This window comes from Streptomyces sp. VRA16 Mangrove soil (genome assembly GCF_017377775.1).
In the GTDB taxonomy this organism is placed as follows: Bacteria; Actinomycetota; Actinomycetes; order Streptomycetales; family Streptomycetaceae; genus Streptomyces.
This window is the reverse complement of sequence record NZ_JAFVLN010000004.1, coordinates 337,996-354,463: the sequence shown is the minus strand read 5'-3', so window position 1 is coordinate 354,463 and position 16,468 is coordinate 337,996. Positions and strand designations below refer to the sequence as shown.

Annotated in this window: 13 protein-coding genes; 4 read left to right on the top strand and 9 right to left on the bottom strand. The window is 71.2% G+C overall.

Annotated elements, in window-relative coordinates; genetic code table 11:
- The first annotated feature begins 105 nt into the window (after positions 1-105).
- The gene (locus J3486_RS13815; RefSeq protein ID WP_207820795.1) at positions 106-870 is read left to right on the top strand and encodes a L,D-transpeptidase family protein; all 765 of its coding nucleotides are present in this window, start codon (positions 106-108) and stop codon (positions 868-870) included.
- An 18-nt stretch (positions 871-888) separates the two neighbouring features.
- Here the strand turns inward: J3486_RS13815 and J3486_RS13810 are convergent, their stop codons facing one another.
- The 4 genes from J3486_RS13810 to J3486_RS13795 form a co-directional block, all read right to left on the bottom strand.
- On the bottom strand, positions 889-2,397 hold the full coding sequence (locus J3486_RS13810) for a glycosyltransferase family 39 protein (protein WP_207820569.1): 1,509 nt from the start codon (positions 2,395-2,397) through the stop codon (positions 889-891).
- A gap of 105 nt (positions 2,398-2,502) precedes the next feature.
- Positions 2,503-3,936 carry a Gfo/Idh/MocA family protein gene (locus J3486_RS13805; RefSeq protein ID WP_207820568.1) on the bottom strand — a complete coding sequence of 478 codons (1,434 nt, stop codon included), beginning with the start codon at positions 3,934-3,936 and terminating at the stop codon, positions 2,503-2,505.
- A 150-nt stretch (positions 3,937-4,086) separates the two neighbouring features.
- The gene (locus tag J3486_RS13800) at positions 4,087-7,020 is read right to left on the bottom strand and encodes an FAD-binding and (Fe-S)-binding domain-containing protein (protein WP_207820567.1); all 2,934 of its coding nucleotides are present in this window, start codon (positions 7,018-7,020) and stop codon (positions 4,087-4,089) included.
- Positions 7,021-7,047: 27 nt separating this feature from the next.
- Positions 7,048-7,491, bottom strand: coding sequence for a MarR family winged helix-turn-helix transcriptional regulator (locus tag J3486_RS13795; protein WP_207820566.1), 444 nt, complete (start codon positions 7,489-7,491; stop codon positions 7,048-7,050).
- 95 nt (positions 7,492-7,586) lie between these two features.
- On the opposite strand from J3486_RS13795, the gene J3486_RS13790 reads away from it, so the two are divergent.
- The gene (locus tag J3486_RS13790; RefSeq protein ID WP_207820565.1) at positions 7,587-9,404 is read left to right on the top strand and encodes an ABC transporter ATP-binding protein; all 1,818 of its coding nucleotides are present in this window, start codon (positions 7,587-7,589) and stop codon (positions 9,402-9,404) included.
- A gap of 98 nt (positions 9,405-9,502) precedes the next feature.
- A complete protein-coding gene (gene mltG, locus J3486_RS13785; RefSeq protein WP_207820564.1) occupies positions 9,503-10,336 on the top strand; it encodes an endolytic transglycosylase MltG in 834 nt (277 codons plus the stop codon).
- A 68-nt stretch (positions 10,337-10,404) separates the two neighbouring features.
- Here the strand turns inward: mltG and J3486_RS13780 are convergent, their stop codons facing one another.
- The 5 genes from J3486_RS13780 to J3486_RS13760 form a co-directional block, all read right to left on the bottom strand.
- On the bottom strand, positions 10,405-11,508 hold the full coding sequence (locus tag J3486_RS13780) for an NAD(P)-binding domain-containing protein (RefSeq protein WP_207820563.1): 1,104 nt from the start codon (positions 11,506-11,508) through the stop codon (positions 10,405-10,407).
- A gap of 49 nt (positions 11,509-11,557) precedes the next feature.
- Positions 11,558-12,727 carry an LLM class flavin-dependent oxidoreductase gene (locus J3486_RS13775; protein ID WP_207820562.1) on the bottom strand — a complete coding sequence of 390 codons (1,170 nt, stop codon included), beginning with the start codon at positions 12,725-12,727 and terminating at the stop codon, positions 11,558-11,560.
- 4 nt (positions 12,728-12,731) lie between these two features.
- Positions 12,732-13,775, bottom strand: coding sequence for an ABC transporter substrate-binding protein (locus J3486_RS13770; RefSeq protein WP_207820561.1), 1,044 nt, complete (start codon positions 13,773-13,775; stop codon positions 12,732-12,734).
- 111 nt (positions 13,776-13,886) lie between these two features.
- Complete coding sequence (locus tag J3486_RS13765) at positions 13,887-14,669, bottom strand: ABC transporter ATP-binding protein (protein WP_207820560.1); 783 nt, start codon at positions 14,667-14,669, stop codon at positions 13,887-13,889.
- Positions 14,642-15,541 carry an ABC transporter permease gene (locus J3486_RS13760; RefSeq protein WP_207820559.1) on the bottom strand — a complete coding sequence of 300 codons (900 nt, stop codon included), beginning with the start codon at positions 15,539-15,541 and terminating at the stop codon, positions 14,642-14,644. Before J3486_RS13760 ends, J3486_RS13765 begins: the two co-directional genes overlap by 28 nt.
- Before the next feature lie 349 nt (positions 15,542-15,890).
- On the opposite strand from J3486_RS13760, the gene J3486_RS13755 reads away from it, so the two are divergent.
- Positions 15,891-16,316 (top strand): YjbQ family protein, encoded by a 426-nt coding sequence (locus J3486_RS13755; protein WP_207820558.1) that lies wholly within the window; start codon positions 15,891-15,893, stop codon positions 16,314-16,316.
- Positions 16,317-16,468: the final 152 nt, after the last annotated feature.

Genomic DNA, 16,468 nt, shown 5'->3' with positions numbered 1-16,468 from the left:
GCGCCCGGCTCAGGGCGGCAGACAGCGGCCGGGATTCGACCGGATCACCCCTGGTGGCGGGGCCCCGCTCCGGGGTTCGGGCGGCGAGGTGCGAGCATGGAGCGCATGCGTATTGCGGGTGCGGTTCGAGCGGGCGTCACAGCGGCGGCCTGCGGGGTGTTGCTGACGACGGTGGCGGCGTGCGGTGCGGACGGCGGTGACGGCGGGAAGCCCACCTCGGCGTCGCACGGTGCGGCGGACGACGCGCGCAGCGACGAGGCACGTTCGGTCGACCTGAAGACCATTCCGGACGTGGGGGACCGCTACCAGCAGCAGATCCCGGCGAACGCACGGCAGGTCGTGGCGGTCTACGGGGACGGGAAGGACTCCGCGGACTCGACGATCGCGCTCTACACCCGGTCGGGCACGGGCTCGGACGCCACCTGGAAGAAGGAGCGCAGCTGGTCCGGGCACAACGGGAAGAAGGGCTGGACGACGGACCACCACGAGGGCGACAAGCGCAGCCCCGTCGGCGTGTTCACGCTCAGCGACGCCGGCGGTGTGCTGGCCGACCCCGGGGCGAAGCTGCCCTACACGCAGACCGCGTCGATCCAGGCCCCGCACTACTGGGCCAAGTCGCACTGGCACGACTTCGACTACGTGATCGCGATCGACTACAACCGCGTCAAGGGCACCGCCCCGAACGATCCGACGCGCCCGCAGGGCCAGTCCAAGGGCGGCAGCATCTGGCTGCACATGGACCACGGCAGCGGCACCTCGGCCTGCGTCAGCCAGTCGAAGACGGACATGGAGTACCTGCTCAAGACGCTCGACCCGAAGCAGCACCCGGTCGTCGTCATGGGGGACAAGGCCGACCTCAAGGCGTCCTGACCCGGACCCGCCCCGGGGTCAGTACGCGTGCCGCAGGGACGGCCACAGCGCGGACCACTTCCGGTGCGGGCCGCTGCACAGGACGACGGAGCCGTTCTGCTCCTCGTTGTCGACGTCGTGCCCGTTGTCGACGCGGGCCACCGTGCGGCAGCCGGAGAAATGCCCCTCGATGCCGGAGTCGCCGGTCTGCCGGACGAGCAGTACGGGCCCGTCCGCGGCGTCCGGCGGCGGACCCCAGTCGGCGTAGCTCATGTGGCCCGAGTAGGGGCGCGGCAGCCCGCGGGCGGGGCCGTACCGGTCCAGGGCGCCCGCCTCGCCGTAGTTGACGGTGAACAGCACCGCCCGCGACCGGTCGCGCACCGGGATCCGGGTCCAGCCCTGGCGCGTGGCGTCGGCGAGTTCGGGCCAGCCGAGCTGCTCGCCCTGTTCCGGGTCGAGCGCCATCGGCACCGTGAGCGCGTCCGGCGGCAGCACCGGCAGCACGATCACGGAGTTGATCGCGGCCGACAGCACCAGCACACCGGCCAGCAGGGCCCGGCGCACCCGGGCGCGACCGGCCCGCGCCCAGCGCAGCGTCGGCCCGCACCCGGCCGCCAGCAGCACCACGAGCAGCGGCACCGTGTAGTACCCCTTGCCCCCGGCGACGAGCACGATCACGCACAGCAGCGGGTACGCCACCGCGAACGCCCGCGCCCACCGCACCTCGTCCGCGCGCCACAGCCGACGCCACCCGGCGACCCACACGGGCACGAACAGCGGGGACAGATAGATGAGTTGCTGCGGCACGAGCAGCACACGGTTCTCCGCGCCGTCGTCCTCGCTGATGCCCCGCGCCACCGTGAACTGCGGCCAGCCGTGCGTCGCCTGCCACACCACGTTCGGCGCGGCGAGCGCGAGCGCCAGCACGGCGCCGCCCGCGAGCCACCGGCTGCGCAGCACCTCACGCGGCCCCACCCAGGCGATCGCCGCGAGCAGCACGGCGACCAGCAGCACCACCAGATACTTGTTCTGCACGCCGAGCCCCACCACCGCGCCGACCGCGAGCCACCAGCGCCGGTCGCCGCCGCGCAGGACGCGCAGCACCAAGAGGCTCACCGTCACCCACACCAGGAGGTCGAACGTGGCCGTGGACACCATGTGCCCGACCGCGAGCCCCTGCGCGCCGAGCGCCGCGAGGGCGGCGGCCAGCAGCTGAGGGCCGCGGCCGCCGCCCAACTCCCGCGCGATCAGGGCCACTACGAGCACGGTGGCCGTGGCGGCAAGCGTCGCGCCCACGCGCAGTCCGACGAGGCTGTCGCCGAAGACGGCCGTGGAGGCGCGGGCGAGCAGGGGCGTGAGCGGTGGCTGATCGACGTAGCCCCAGTCGAGGTGGTGGCCGGCCTCGCGGAAGTACAACTCGTCGCGGTGGTAGCCGTAGCGAGCCGACAGCAGGCCCAACACCCCGGCGTGCAGGGCCAGTCCCATCAGCAGGGGGCGCCGGGGAACCGGGGCGAGGGTGCCCACGGCGCGCTGTTCGTCCTCGCTCATGACGCCCCCCGTCGCCCGTGAACCGGTGCGCCGGGAGCGTACTGGCGCGGCCGGGGCCGGTCGAGAGGGACGGTCGCGATCCGCCTCGCCCGGCCCCGGCTCGGCTCACGCCTCGGACGGCTTCTGCGAGTCGACGCCGCCGCGCTCCTTGCGCCACTCGCCACGCGTGAAGTCCGGGATCTGCTGCGGCGCACCGTGCGCCTTGATGGAGAGATGGCTGAGCGGTACCGGAGAGGTCCAGGTCGCGGCGTCGTACACGTCGAAGTCGGGGACGAGGCCCAGCCGCATCGTCTGCATCAGGCGGTACACCATGATGTAGTCCATGCCGCCGTGCCCACCGGGCGGGTTGGCGTGCTCCTTCCACAGCCAGTGGTCCCAGTCGGCGTACTTCGCGAAGTCGCCCCACGCGTCGTTCGTGTGGTCAGGCTCGATGTAGATGCGCGCCGGGTAGTCCTCGAACACGCCCTTCGTGCCGCCGAGTTGGTTGATCCGCGAGTACGGGTGCGGGGTGCTGACGTCGTGCTCCAGGCGGATCACACGGCCCTTCGCGGTCTGTACGAGGCTGATCGTGCGGTCCGACTCGATGTACGACTCCTTCCAACTCGGGTCGCCCTTGGGCATGTTGGCCGCGCGGTACTCGGCGAGGCCGAGCGATGGGGTACCGAAGCTGGAGATGTGGGTGACGCGGTCGCCGCGGTTGACGTCCATGTAGTTGGCGACCGGGCCGAAACCGTGGTTCGGGTAGAGGTCGCCGCGCAGCCGGGTGTGCCACAGGCGCCGCCACGGACCCTCGTAGTAGTCGGGGTCGAACATCAGGCCCCGCAGATCGTGGTTGTATGCGCCCGCGCCGTGCAGGAGTTGGCCGAACTTGCCCGCGTGGGCCATCCGCAGCACCCGCATCTCGTTGCGGCCGTAACAGCAGTTCTCCAGCTGCATGCAGTGTCTGCGGGTGCGCTCCGAGAGGTTCACCAGCTCCCACAACTGGTCCAGCTGCAGGGCGATCGGACACTCCACGCCGACGTGCTTGCCGTTCAGCATCGCCGTCTTCGCCATCTCGAAGTGCCAGTCCCACGGCGTCGCCGCGTACACGAAGTCGATGTCCTGGCGCTTGCAGAGGTTCTCGAAGTCGTGATCGCCCTTGGTGTACGTCGCCGGGGCGGGCTGGCCCGCGGCGGTGACCTTGGCCGCGGCCCGCTCGGTCTTCTCCTTCACCGGGTCGCACAGCGCGACGACCTGGACCCCCGGCATCGCGAGGAACAGGTCGATCATGCTGCCACCGCGGTTGCCGAGGCCGATGATGCCGATGCGCACGGTGGAACGCCGCTCGAACGGGACCCCGATCATCGTCGCGCCCTGCCGCGCGGGCGCCGCCGCCGTGTCCTGCTCGCCCTCGGGTGCCTGCGGTGCGGCCTGCGCCGCCCCGGCTCCGAACGCGGTGAGCCCGAGTCCGGCGCCCGCCACCCCCGCGGTGCGCAGCACGTCGCGGCGTGAACGGCCTTCGCTCTCAGGGGTGTCGAAGGACAGGCTGTCGTCGTGCATCGGACCTCCAGGGTGGTGGGTGCGGTGCGTGGCAAACGCAAGCCACCCTGGAGGGGGTGAGAGCGGGACGCAAGAGCCCTAAGGGGACGAGGAGTTGGACTTCCTTTGCCGAGCCTTTGGACTCTTGGGGTGACGCAAGGGGAAAGCGGGTCAACTGGTGCCCGTGGAAGGCCGCGTGGCCCGCTCCAGTTCCACGAGGACCGAGTAGTAGCTGCGGCCCGTCGCATGATCCATGCCGACCTCGCACATCCGGTTCGCCGACAGGTGCGCGTCGTAGGCGCGGGACGTGACCTCCGCGGCCTCCTTCGCCGTCGCGGACTCGGTCAGCTCCTTGTGGAGCATGCCGCGGTCGCCCGCGAAGGCGCAGCACCCCGCGTCGTCCGGGATCACCACCTCGTCGGCGCACGCCTCGGCGACCGCCCGCAGCTGCGCCACGTCACCGAGGTGCTCCATCGAGCAGGTGGGGTGCAGGACGGCCGAGCCGACCGTGCGCTCGATCGTCAGACGCGGCAGCAGCTCCTCGGCCGCCCACACCAGCGAGTCGACGATCTTCAGCTCCGCGTGCAACTCCCGGTTGTCGTCGGTGAGATACGGCACGACCTCGTGCGCGATGCCGAGCGTGCACGACGACGCGTCCACGACCAGCGGGAGGCGGCCACCCGCCGTCCAGCCCCAGGCCGCTTCCACGATCCTGTTCGCCATCACCGTGTTGCCCTCGTCGTAGCCCTTGGAGTGCCAGATCGTGGCGCAGCACGTGCCCGCGACGTCGTCCGGGATCCACACCGGCCTGCCCGCGCGCGCGGAGACCGCGACGACGGCCTGGGGGAGCGGCATGTCGCCGGGGGTGCCGAAGATCCGGTTCACACACGCCGGGTAGTACACGGCCGTGGCCCCCGCGCGCGGGGTGCGGGGCAGCCTGCGCGCGGCCGCGCCCGGGATCTCCGGCAGCCACTCGGGGACCAGGTCGGGCCGGATCGCCTTACGGGCGGCGGTCGTCACGGACGTCAGCAGACGGTCCCCGATCTTGCCGGCGGCCGCCACCGCGAGCCGGGCCGATGCCTCGACCGCCTTGAAGTTCTTCGCGGCGAGCGCCGCCACCTGCTCCTCGCGGGGCGAGTGCCGCGCGTGCCGGAAACCCTTCATGAACGCGCCGGTGTCGATGCCGACCGGGCACGCCAGCTTGCACGTCGAGTCGCCCGCGCAGGTGTCCACCGCGTCGTACCCGTACGCCTCGATCAGCTCCTCCTCGACCGGGGAGCCGGACGGCTGGCGCATCATCTCGCGGCGCAGCACGATCCGCTGGCGCGGTGTCGTCGTCAGGTCCTCGCTGGGGCAGGTCGGTTCGCAGAAACCGCACTCGATGCAGGGGTCGGCGATCAGCTCCACCTTCGGGATGGTCTTGAGGCCGCGCAGATGCGCCTTCGGGTCCCGGTCCAGGACGATCCGCGGCGCCAGCACGCCGTCCGGATCGATGATCTGCTTCGTGCGCCACATCAACTCCGTGGCCGTGGGCCCCCATTCGAGCTCCAGGAAGGGCGCGATGTTGCGGCCCGTCGCATGCTCGGCCTTCAGGGACCCGTCGAACCGGTCCACCGTCAGGCGGCAGAAGTCGTCCATGAAGGCCGCGTACCGGTCCACGTCCGCCGCTCTGCCCGCGTCGAAGGCGAGCAGGAAGTGCAGATTGCCGTGCGCCGCATGGCCGGCCACCGCGGCGTCGAACCCGTGCCGCGTCTGCAGTTCGAGCAGCGCCTCGCACGCCTCCGCCAGGCGCGACGGCGGCACCGCGAAGTCCTCCGTGATCAGCGTCGTCCCCGAGGGGCGCGAGCCGCCGACCGCCGTCACGAACGCCTTGCGCGCCTTCCAGTAGCCCGCGATCGTCTTCGCGTCCCGCGTGAACGCGTTGGTCACCGAGGGGACCGGCGTGACCAGGTCGAGCCCGGTGAGCACCGCCGCGGCCTTCTCCTCGTACGCCGCCTGCTGCTCCTCGTCGGGCGCCCGGAACTCCACCAGAAGCGCCGTGGTCTCCTTCGGCAACCGCGCCCAGTCCTGCGGCACTCCCTGCACGCTCACCGACGCGCGCAGCGTGTTGCCGTCCATCAGCTCCACGGCCAGCGCCCCCGCCTCGTTGAACACGGGCACCGCCGCGGCTGCGGCCGGCAGCGAGGGGAAGAACAGCAGCGCCGTCGACACCTTCCGGTCCAGCGGCAGCGTGTCGAAGACGACTTCGGAGATGAACCCGAAGGTGCCCTCCGAACCCACCATCAGACCGCGCAGGATCTCCACCGGCGTCGAACCGTCCAGGAACGCGTCGAGCCGGTACCCGTTCGTGTTCTTGATCTCGTACTTGGCGCGGATCCGGCGGGTCAGCACCGCGTCCGCCTCGATCTCGCGCTTGATCTCCAACAGGCCCTCGCACAGCGCCGGTTCGGCGTGCGCGAGATCCTCGTCGGCCTGCGGGTCACCGGTGTCGACGACCGTCCCCGACGGCAGCACGAAGGTGAGCGAGGCGACCGTCTTGTACGAGTTCCTGGTCGTGCCCGCCGTCATCCCCGAGGCGTTGTTCGCCACCACGCCGCCGACCGTGCAGGCGATGGCGCTCGCCGGGTCGGGGCCGAGCACCCGGCCGTGCCGGGCCAGCGTCGCGTTGGCCCGCACGATCGTGGTGCCCGGACCGATGCGGGCCCGCTTGCCGTCGCCGAGCACCTCCACCCCCGCCCAGAACTTCCGGACGTCGACCAGGATGTCCTCCCCCTGCGCCTGCCCGTTCAGCGAGGTGCCCGCCGCGCGGAAGACCACCTCGCGGCCTTTTCCGTGCGCGTACGAAAGGACCGCCGACACGTCGTCGATGTCCTCGGCGACCACCACGACCCGCGGCACGAAGCGGTACGGGCTCGCGTCCGACGCGTAGCGCACCAGGTCCGAGATCTTCGTGAGCACCTTGTCCGGGCCGAGCAGCTCGGTCAGCTCCGTGCGCAGCGGCTCGGGCGTGCCGTCGGCCCGGTCACCCGGCACCCGGTCGGGCGCGGGCTGCGACGGGCGGGATCCGGGACGCAGGGCTTCCGGCTTCGGCTCCAGCAGCGGCATGGGCTCTCCTCGCCAGGCAGGGGGCGGTCAGCAGTCCCGCTCTCGCGGGGCCTCGAACAGAGCGTTCAGCAACACCGTCAGCTGCGCGCGCTGCTCCGTGTCCAATGGGGCCAGGATCTCCTCTGCCGCGGCGCGGCGCGCGCTGCGCAGCTCCCGAAGGGCGGCGCGGCCCTTCTCCGTGAGCTCGATCCGGATGACGCGGCGGTTGGTCGGATCGGGTGCGCGACGGACCAGACCGGCCGACTCCAGGCCGTCCACGACCGTGGTGACCGCCCGCGGGACGACCTCCAGGCGCTGCGCCAGATCGGCCATCCTGGGTGGAGTGTCGTAGTGGACCAGCGCGCGCAGCAACCGCGACTGGGCGGGGGTGATCCCGACCGGCTCCAGCTGGCGCTTCTGGATGCGGTGCAGGCGGCGCGTGAGCCGCAGCAGCTGCTCGGCGAGGAAGCCGTCGGCGTCCGGGGTGTTCATGCCGGGAACATTAGCAGGACTTTGTGCATTGTGAGTATAGGTAACAATGAGCTACGCTCCTCGGGAAGCTCAGAATCCAGAAACCTAGGAGGCCCATGCGCCGCGACGAAATCAACTGGACGCCGCCCCCCGATGCCAAGACATCGGGCCAGCCGCGGCAGATCCGCCGCATCCTGTCCCTCTTCCGCCCCTACCGCGGCCGCCTCGCCCTCGTCGGGCTGCTGGTCGCCGCGTCCTCCCTGGTCGGCGTTGTCACGCCGTTCCTGCTCAGGGAGATCCTCGACGTCGCCATCCCCGAGGGCCGCACCGGGCTGCTCAGCCTGCTCGCGCTCGGCATGATCGTCAGCTCCGTCGTCACCAGCGTCTTCGGCGTGCTGCAGACCCTGATCAGCACCACCGTCGGCCAGCGCGTCATGCACGACCTGCGCACGGCCGTCTACGGACGGCTGCAGAGCATGTCCCTCGCCTTCTTCACCAAGACCCGCACCGGCGAGGTCCAGTCCCGCATAGCCAACGACATCGGCGGCATGCAGGCGACCGTGACCTCCACCGCGACCTCCCTCGTCTCGAACCTGACGAGTGTCGTCGCCACCATCGTCGCGATGGTCGCCCTCGACTGGCGCCTCACGGTCGTCTCCCTGCTTCTGCTGCCGGTCTTCGTGTGGATCAGCCGCCGCGTCGGCCGTGAGCGCAAGAAGATCGCGACGCAGCGCCAGAAGCAGATGGCCGCCATGGCCGCCACGGTCACCGAGTCGCTCTCCGTGAGCGGCATCCTGCTCGGCCGCACCATGGGCCGCGCCGACTCGCTGACGAAGTCCTTCTCCGACGAGTCGGACGAGCTGGTCGACCTGGAGGTCCGTTCGAACATGGCGGGCCGCTGGCGGATGGCCGTCATCTCGATCGTCATGGCCGCGATGCCCGCGGTCATCTACTGGACGGCCGGCATCGCTCTGCAGCTCGGCGGCCCCACGGTCTCCATCGGCACGCTCGTCGCGTTCGTCTCGCTCCAGCAGGGTCTGTTCCGGCCCACCGTGAGCCTGCTGCAGACCGGTGTGCAGATGCAGACCTCGCTCGCCCTGTTCCAGCGCATCTTCGAGTACCTCGACCTGCCGGTCGACATCACCGAGCGGCCGGACGCCGTCCACCTCGACACCGTCAAGGGCGAGGTCCGGTTCGAGGACGTCGAGTTCCGCTACGACGTCACCGACGACCGGCACGGCCCGATCCTCGACGGCATCGACCTCACCGTCCCCGCCGGCGGCAGCCTCGCCGTCGTCGGACCCACCGGCTCCGGCAAGTCCACGCTCAGTTACCTGGTGCCGCGGCTCTACGACGTCACGGGCGGCCGGGTCACGGTCGACGGGGTCGATGTGCGCGACCTGGACTTCGACACCCTCGCGCGGGCCGTCGGCGTCGTCTCCCAGGAGACGTACCTCTTCCACGCCTCGGTCGCGGACAACCTGCGGTTCGCCAAGCCCGACGCCACCGACGAGGAGATGCACGCCGCCGCGCGCGCCGCGCAGATCCACGACCACATAGCGTCGCTGCCCGACGGGTACGACACGGTGGTCGGCGAGCGCGGTCACCGGTTCTCCGGAGGCGAGAAGCAGCGCCTGGCCATCGCCCGCACCATCCTGCGCGACCCGCCGATCCTCATCCTGGACGAGGCGACCAGCGCCCTGGACACCCGCACCGAGCACGCGGTGCAGGAAGCCATCGACGCCCTCTCGGCCGACCGCACCACGCTCACCATCGCGCACCGCCTCTCCACGGTCCGCGGTGCCGATCAGATCGTGGTCCTGGACGGCGGCCGGACGGTCGAGCGCGGCACCCACGAGGAACTGCTGGAGCGCGACGGACGGTACGCGGCCCTGGTGCGGCGCGACGCCGAGATGGAGGAGACGGCGGCGTGAGCGGCGCCGCCCGCAGGCACTGGCCCACCCGGGGCCGGTGCGGGCCCCGGCGTGAAGATATGCCGTAAATGCCCAAAGATGCGGGTTACCGTTCCCGCATGCTGAACGAGACTCCGCGACGGAGCACGATCCGACTCACCCGCAGAGGGCGCATCGTCCTGCTCGCGACCGGGGCCGTCGTGGCGGCCGCCGCCGTCGCGGTGCCGCTGACCCTCTCCGGCGACGAAGGCCGCCCCGAGGCGCTGACCATCCCCGAGGGCTGGCGCGCAGGTCAGGTCTACGACGCCGTCGACCAGGCACTGGAGGTCCCGGCCGGTACCACGAGGAAGGCCGCGGCCAAGGCGAACCTCAAGCTGCCGAGCGACGCGAGCGGCAACCCGGAGGGCTACCTCTTCCCGGCGACGTATCCCCTCGACGACAAGTCGACACCGCAGTCCGTCCTGGCGTACATGGTCGCCACGGCCAACCAGAAGTTCAACGGGCCGAAGACCACGGCCGGCGCACCTCAGAACGCGACGAGCCAGTACCAGACCGTCACCATCGCGAGCATCGTCGAGGCCGAGGCCGACAACAAGGAGGACATGGGCAAGGTCGCCCGCGTCATCTACAACCGGCTCGACCACGGCATGCCGCTGCAGATGGACTCCACTCTCAACTACGGGCTCGGCCGCTCCACCCTGACCACCAGCAAGCAGGACCTGAAGAGCGACAGCCCGTACAACACGTACGCGCGCATGGGCCTGCCCCCGTCACCGATCGGCAACCCCGGCGAGCAGGCGATGAAGGCGGCGGCCAACCCGACGCCGGGCGAGTGGCTGTACTTCGTCACGGTCAAGCCGGGCGACACCCGCTTCACCGCGGACTACGCCGAGCAGCAGAAGAACGTCGCGGAGTTCAACAAGAGCCAGGCCGCCGCCAAGAGGGACGGCTGAGCCCGGTACGTCCCCGTTCCCCGCGACACGGCGGGCGCGGCTCACCCCGCCGCGCCCTCACAGGGCGTTCAGGCCGCGACGCCCGCGTCCCGGCTGAGCAGTCGCTGGATGTCCCGGACCGCGGCCCGCCCCGCACGGTTCGCGCCGATCGTGCTCGCCGACGGTCCGTACCCCACGAGATGGACCCGCTCGTCCAGTGCCGCCCGGGTGCCCTCCATCCGGATCCCGCCGCCCGGCTCGCGCAGCTTCAGCGGCGCCAGATGGTCGATCGCCGCCCGGAACCCGGTGGCCCACAGAATCACGTCGGCCGCCACCTCCCGCCCGTCGTCCCAGGCCACACCCGTCGGCGTGATCCGGTCGAACATCGGCAGCCGGTCCAGGACACCGTTCGCACGGGCCTCGCGGATCGCGTCGTTCAGCGGCAGCCCGGTCACCGACACCACACTCATCGGCGTGAGCCCCTGCCGCACCCGCTCCTCGACCAGGGCGACCGCGGCCCGGCCGCGCTCTTCGTCGAAGGGGCCCTCCCGGAAGACGGGTGGCCGCCGGGTCACCCAGGTCGTGGCGGCGGCGTACGGCGCGATCTCCATCAGATGCTGCGTCCCCGACGCGCCCCCGCCGACCACCACGACCCGCTGCCCGGCGAACGCCTCGGGCCCCGGGTACTGCGCGGTGTGCAACTGCCGCCCCTCGAACAACTCCTGCCCCGGGTAGCGCGGCCAGAACGGCCGGTCCCACGTCCCCGTCGCGTTGATCAGGGCCCGCGTCGCCCACACCCCGTCGGAGGTCTCGACGAGCAGCCGCCCCTCCGGCCCCTCCGTGACCCGCCGTACGTCCACGGGCCGCCGCACCCGCAGCTCGAAGGTCTTCTCGTACGTCTCGAAGTACTCGCCGATGACCTGCGACGAAGGCCGCGCGGGATCGGCGCCGGTCAGCTCCATGCCCGGCAGCGCGTGCATCCCGTGCACCTTGCCGTACGTGAGCGAGGGCCACCGGAACTGCCAGGCACCGCCCGGCCGGGGCGCGTGGTCGAGCACGACGAAGTCCCGCTCCGGCTCGAAGCCCACCCGGCGCAGATGAAAGGCGGCGGACAGCCCGGCCTGTCCCGCACCGATGACCACCACGTCGACATCGACGTGGTGGTCCGCGTCTCGTACCCCGATCTCGTTCACGTTTCTACCAACTCGACCGGGGCCCGGGATCTTCCCGCCTCGCGAGGATTCAGCGACCGCCCGCGACCAGCAGCGGCGCACCGCCCCCGGCCGGGACGGGCGCCACGAGGCCACGGGCGGCGAGCTCCGGGATGACGCCCTCGCCGAACCAGTACGCCTCCTCCAGATGCGGATAGCCGGAGAGCACGAAGTGCTCGATGCCGAGCGCGTGGTACTCCTCGATCCGGTCGGCGACCTCGGCGTGGCTGCCGACCAGCGCCGTGCCCGCCCCACCACGCACCAGACCGATGCCGGCCCACAGGTTCGGCGAGATCTCCAGGCCCTGCCGCTCGCCGCCGTGCAGGGCGAGCATCCGCTGCTGCCCCACCGACTCGCTGCGGCCGAGCGCGGCCTGCGCCGCCGCGACCGTCTCGGGGGAGAGGTCGTCGAGCAGGCGGTCGGCGGTGGTCCAGGCGTCGCGCGCCGAGTCGCGTGAGATCGTGTGCAGCCGGATCCCGAACCGCACCGTCCGCCCCTCCTCGGCGGCGAGCGCCCGGATCCAGTCGATCTTCTCCTTCACCTGCTGCGGCGGCTCGCCCCACGTCAGATAGACGTCCGTGTGCCGTGCGGCGACCGGGCCGGCCGCGGCCGACGAACCCCCGAAGAAGATCTCCGGCACCGGCTCGGGCGGCAGCGCCGAGAATCCGCCGTCGACACGGTAGTGCGCGCCCTCGAAGTCGTACGGACGCTGTGCGTCGGCGCCCCACACACCGCGGACGACGGAGAGGAACTCGTCGGTGCGGGCGTACCGCTGATCGTGGTCGAGGTGATCTCCGTAACGGCGCTGCTCCGTCGAATCGCCGCCGGTGACGACATTGAGCAAGAGCCGTCCCTGGGTGAGGCGTTGATACGTCGACGCCATCTGGGCGGCGAGCACCGGCGAGATCACGCCGGGCCGGAACGCGACGAGGAACTTCAGGCGCCGGGTGTGCTGGGCCAGCGCGACGGTCGTCAGCCAGGCGTCCTCGCACCAGGTGCCGGTGGGCGTCAGCACGGCCTCGAAGCCCAACTGCTCGGCTGCCATGGCTATCTGGACGAGGTAGCCGAGATCAGGAGCGCGTACCCCGGCGATCGCCCCGCCCGGAGTGCGGCCGAGCGCGCCGGCGCTGAAGGCGTGCCGGTCGACCAGGGTACGGCCGTCGCCACCGGTCGGCAGGAACCAGTGCAGAGATACGGTCATGGGGTCAGGACTCCTTGGCGTAGGTGCGCGGGGCGGTGGTCGATGCGGGCAGGTCGCCGTTGAACCGGGTGTCGACGAAGTCGGCGAAGTCGACCTTGCGGGGAATCAGCTTCAACGTGCTGAAGGTGTCGGCGATCTGCTGCTCCGAGGCGATCACGCCCTGGTCCACGGCGACGCTGACGCGCGTGCCGTTCGTCCGCCTCACCGCGTCGAGTGCGACGTCGTAGGGCAGTCCGGTGTCCTTCGCCCAGACCTTCGCCCAGGACTCGGGGTGCCGGTACACCCAGTTCTGGGCGCGCCGCAGCCGGTCCAGGTAGTCCTTGATGGCCGCGGACTTCTTCTTGTCGGAGAGCGCGGTGGGGGAGGCGACCTGGAACGCGAGCCCGTTGGTCACCCCGTCCCCGTCGGTGAGCACCCGCCCCTGCTTCGCACGCAGCACCTGCGAGGTGTACGGGTCCCAGACCGCCCACGCGTCGACCTTGCCGCTGGTGAACGCGGCCAGTGCGTCGGCCGGCTGGAGGTACTTCACCTTCACGTCCCCGAGTCCGAGCCCGGCCTTTTTCAGGGAGGCGACCAGCTGGTAGTGGGCGGACGAGCCCTGCGCGACCGCGACGGACTTTCCCTTCAGCTGGTCCGGGGTACGGAGCGTGGAGTCGTTCGGTACGAGGAGGGCGTCGCCCTTCGCCGTACCGTGACTGGCCGACACGACCTTGATCTTCGAATCGGCGCCGGCCGCGAAGACGGGCGGGGTGTTGCCGACGCCGCCGATGTCGACGGCCTTGGCGTTGACGGCTTCGAGCAGGGGCGGTCCCGAGGTGAAGGTGGACCAGCGGATCTTGTAGGGCAGGTCGTCGAGCTCGCCGGCGGCACGCAGCACGGCTTCCGAACCGCCCTTCTGGTCACCGACGTTGAGGGTGATCGATCCCTTGCCGTCGGTCCCGGACCCGCCTGAGCCCGCGGTGGACGTACTGGCGGACGAGGCACCGGAGCAGGCGGCGAGAAGCAGGGCGAGCGGGGTGAGCAGGGCGGGGAGGGGGAGGCGTCGCATGGGTGGGTGTCCGTTCGTGGGAGGCGGGAGGCGGGGGACGGGAGATGGGAGACGGGAGACGGGAGACGGGAGGGGGCGGGAATGGGATCGAGAGGGGGATGACGTAAGGGATCAGCCGTCGCCCCGTTGGCTGTCGCTGTCGCTGTCGCTGTCGCTGTCGTCGACGCCGAGGCGGTGGAGCAGCTCCGCGCGGAGTTCGGCGAAGCGGGGGTCGCTGATGTCCCGGGGCCGGTCCAGGTCGATCCGGGTCTCGTGCGCGATGACACCGTCGTCCATCACGAGAACCCGGTCGGCGAGCAGGACCGCTTCCTCGACGTCGTGCGTGACCAGCAGCACGGCGCAGCCCCGCTGCTGCCACAGGCGGCCGACCAGTCGCTGCGCCTTGATCCGGGTGAGCGCGTCGAGCGCCCCGAACGGCTCGTCGAGGAGCAGCAGTTCGGGCTCGCGGACCAGTGCGCGGGCGAGGGACGCGCGCTGGGCCTCGCCGCCGGAGAGCGTCTTGGGCCAGGCGTTCGCACGGTGCGTGAGACCGACCTCGTCCAACGCCCGCTCGGCGACCTCGCGGCGGGGCTTGCCGGGCAGCCCGAGCAGGACGTTGCGCCACACCCGCTTCCACGGCATCAGCCGGGGCGCCTGGAACGCGACGGCCTTGCGGCGCGGCACCAGGACGGTGCCGCGGACGTCACGGTCGAGCCCGGCGAGTATCCGCAGAAGCGTCGACTTGCCGCAGCCGCTGCGCCCGAGCAGGGCGACGAACTCGCCCTCGCGCACGTCGAGTTGCAGGTCGTCGATGACGTCCCGCCCGTCGAAGGCCCGGGTGAGCCCTGAGACGCGTACGGCGGAACGGGCGGTGGGTGCGGGCGGGGTCACCGGCCGGTGAACGTCGGTCGCCATTGCAGCAACAACCTTTCGAGGGTGCGGACGACGAAATCGGCGAGGAGGCCGAGGAAGGCGTAGACGATCAGGCAGACGACGATGACGTCGGTGCGCAGGAAGTCACGGGCCTGCACCATGAGGAATCCGATGCCGGCGTCGGCGTTGATCTGCTCGGCGAAGACCAGGGCCAGCCAGGCGATGCCGAGCGAGTAGCGCAGGCCGGTCATGGCACCGGGCAGCGCCCCCGGCAGCACGACATGGCGGACGAGTCCCCAGCGGCTCAGCCCCAACGACTCTCCTGCCTCGACGAGTTGGGAGTCGACACCGCGGATGCCGGCGTAGACGTTCAGATACAGCGGGAACGAGACGCCCAGCGCGATGATGGCGATCTTCGGTGCCTCACCGATCCCGAACCAGATGATGAACAGCGGGATGAGCCCCACGAACGGCACGGTCCGCAGCATCTGCACGCTCGCGTCGACGAGATCCTCGCCGATCCGGAACAGCCCCGACAGCAGGGCCAGACCGACGCCGGTGACCACACCGAAGAGCAGCCCCAGGGCGACGCGTTGCAGCGAGACTCCCATGGCCGTGGGCAGCGAGCCGTCGGCGAACAGGTCCCCGGCGACGCGGGCGATCGTCGCGGGCGGTGCCAGCACGTCGGGCGTCAACAACCGTGTGACGCTGAGGAGTTGCCACAGGGCGAGGAGCAGGAGGGGGCCGGAGGCGCGGCGCACCCACCGGGGGACGTGCGTGCGACGGTTGGAGGACGGGACGAGCTCTTCGAGTACGGGCCCGGACGATTCCGCATCGGCAGCGCTGTCCTGAGTGCCTGACTTACCGGAAATATCGCTCGAAGGTGGCTGGGGCGGGGCATGACTGATGCTCATGGCACTCCACGGCAGGGGAGGAGGCGCTCCGGTGGCGGCGGGCGTGCGTCAGCGACGCGTCGGCGCGTGCGCGGACCGAAGCGGAAAGGAGGAACGAAGACGAGAAATCGTCGAGGAGAGGCGAAGAAGGGCGTCAGCAGCCGCGGCGACACGCGGCGGAGGCCACCCGCAGCAGGTCGATGTGACCGCGCGTGGTGAGCAGGGCTGAACGCAACATGCGCCAGAACGTAGCCAGTTGTCGACGCACGGTCAATCGCGTCTCGGTGGGTGGACTCTGTGTCCCGAAGGTCGGGAACGGGCCGGTCGGGCGTCCGCCGTGCGCCGCCTCCGGTGGGCGACAATGGCCCGTATGTCCGATGCCTTCACGACCCGAGTCCTGAACGTCACCACCGGCTCCTCCGAGCGGGTCGTCGACCTCACCCGCGACTGCGAGTCCTTCCTGCGCGAGGTGGCCCGCGACCGGGACGGCCTCCTCAATATCTTCGTCCCGCACGCCACCGCGGGCATCGCCGTCATCGAGACGGGCGCCGGCAGCGACGACGACCTCCTGGCGGCCCTGCACACCCTCCTGCCGGCCGACGACCGCTGGCAGCACCGCCACGGCAGCCCCGGCCACGGCCGCGACCACGTCCTCCCGGCGTTCGTCCCGCCGCACGCCACGTTGCCCGTGGTCGGCGGCGGGCTCGAACTGGGGACGTGGCAGTCGGTGTGTCTGGTCGACACCAACGTTGACAACAACAACCGTCACGTTCGGCTGAGTTTCTTCGGCGGGTGAGCCGAGCCGGCTGCGGGACAGTTGGAGCGCCCGGCCGCACCGACCGGGTCATCGAGCCGCGTGCCCGAACCTGCCACCCACGCCTGCAGCAGCCCTGCTCGGGCGTTTCTCTGTCGGAGGCGGTCGAGGAGGTCTACCGGAAGCTGATCCGC

Excerpts from the sequence above, each read along its gene's own strand:
- J3486_RS13815 (WP_207820795.1), top strand. The coding sequence starts at position 106 with ATGCGTATTGCGGGTGCGGTTCGAGCGGGCGTCACAGCGGCGGCCTGC.
- J3486_RS13810 (WP_207820569.1), bottom strand. The coding sequence starts at position 2,397 with ATGAGCGAGGACGAACAGCGCGCCGTGGGCACCCTCGCCCCGGTTCCC.
- J3486_RS13805 (WP_207820568.1), bottom strand. The coding sequence starts at position 3,936 with ATGCACGACGACAGCCTGTCCTTCGACACCCCTGAGAGCGAAGGCCGT.
- J3486_RS13800 (WP_207820567.1), bottom strand. The coding sequence starts at position 7,020 with ATGCCGCTGCTGGAGCCGAAGCCGGAAGCCCTGCGTCCCGGATCCCGC.
- J3486_RS13795 (WP_207820566.1), bottom strand. The coding sequence starts at position 7,491 with ATGAACACCCCGGACGCCGACGGCTTCCTCGCCGAGCAGCTGCTGCGG.
- J3486_RS13790 (WP_207820565.1), top strand. The coding sequence starts at position 7,587 with ATGCGCCGCGACGAAATCAACTGGACGCCGCCCCCCGATGCCAAGACA.
- mltG (WP_207820564.1), top strand. The coding sequence starts at position 9,503 with ATGCTGAACGAGACTCCGCGACGGAGCACGATCCGACTCACCCGCAGA.
- J3486_RS13775 (WP_207820562.1), bottom strand. The coding sequence starts at position 12,727 with ATGACCGTATCTCTGCACTGGTTCCTGCCGACCGGTGGCGACGGCCGT.
- J3486_RS13770 (WP_207820561.1), bottom strand. The coding sequence starts at position 13,775 with ATGCGACGCCTCCCCCTCCCCGCCCTGCTCACCCCGCTCGCCCTGCTT.
- J3486_RS13765 (WP_207820560.1), bottom strand. The coding sequence starts at position 14,669 with ATGGCGACCGACGTTCACCGGCCGGTGACCCCGCCCGCACCCACCGCC.
- J3486_RS13760 (WP_207820559.1), bottom strand. The coding sequence starts at position 15,541 with ATGAGCATCAGTCATGCCCCGCCCCAGCCACCTTCGAGCGATATTTCC.
- J3486_RS13755 (WP_207820558.1), top strand. The coding sequence starts at position 15,891 with ATGTCCGATGCCTTCACGACCCGAGTCCTGAACGTCACCACCGGCTCC.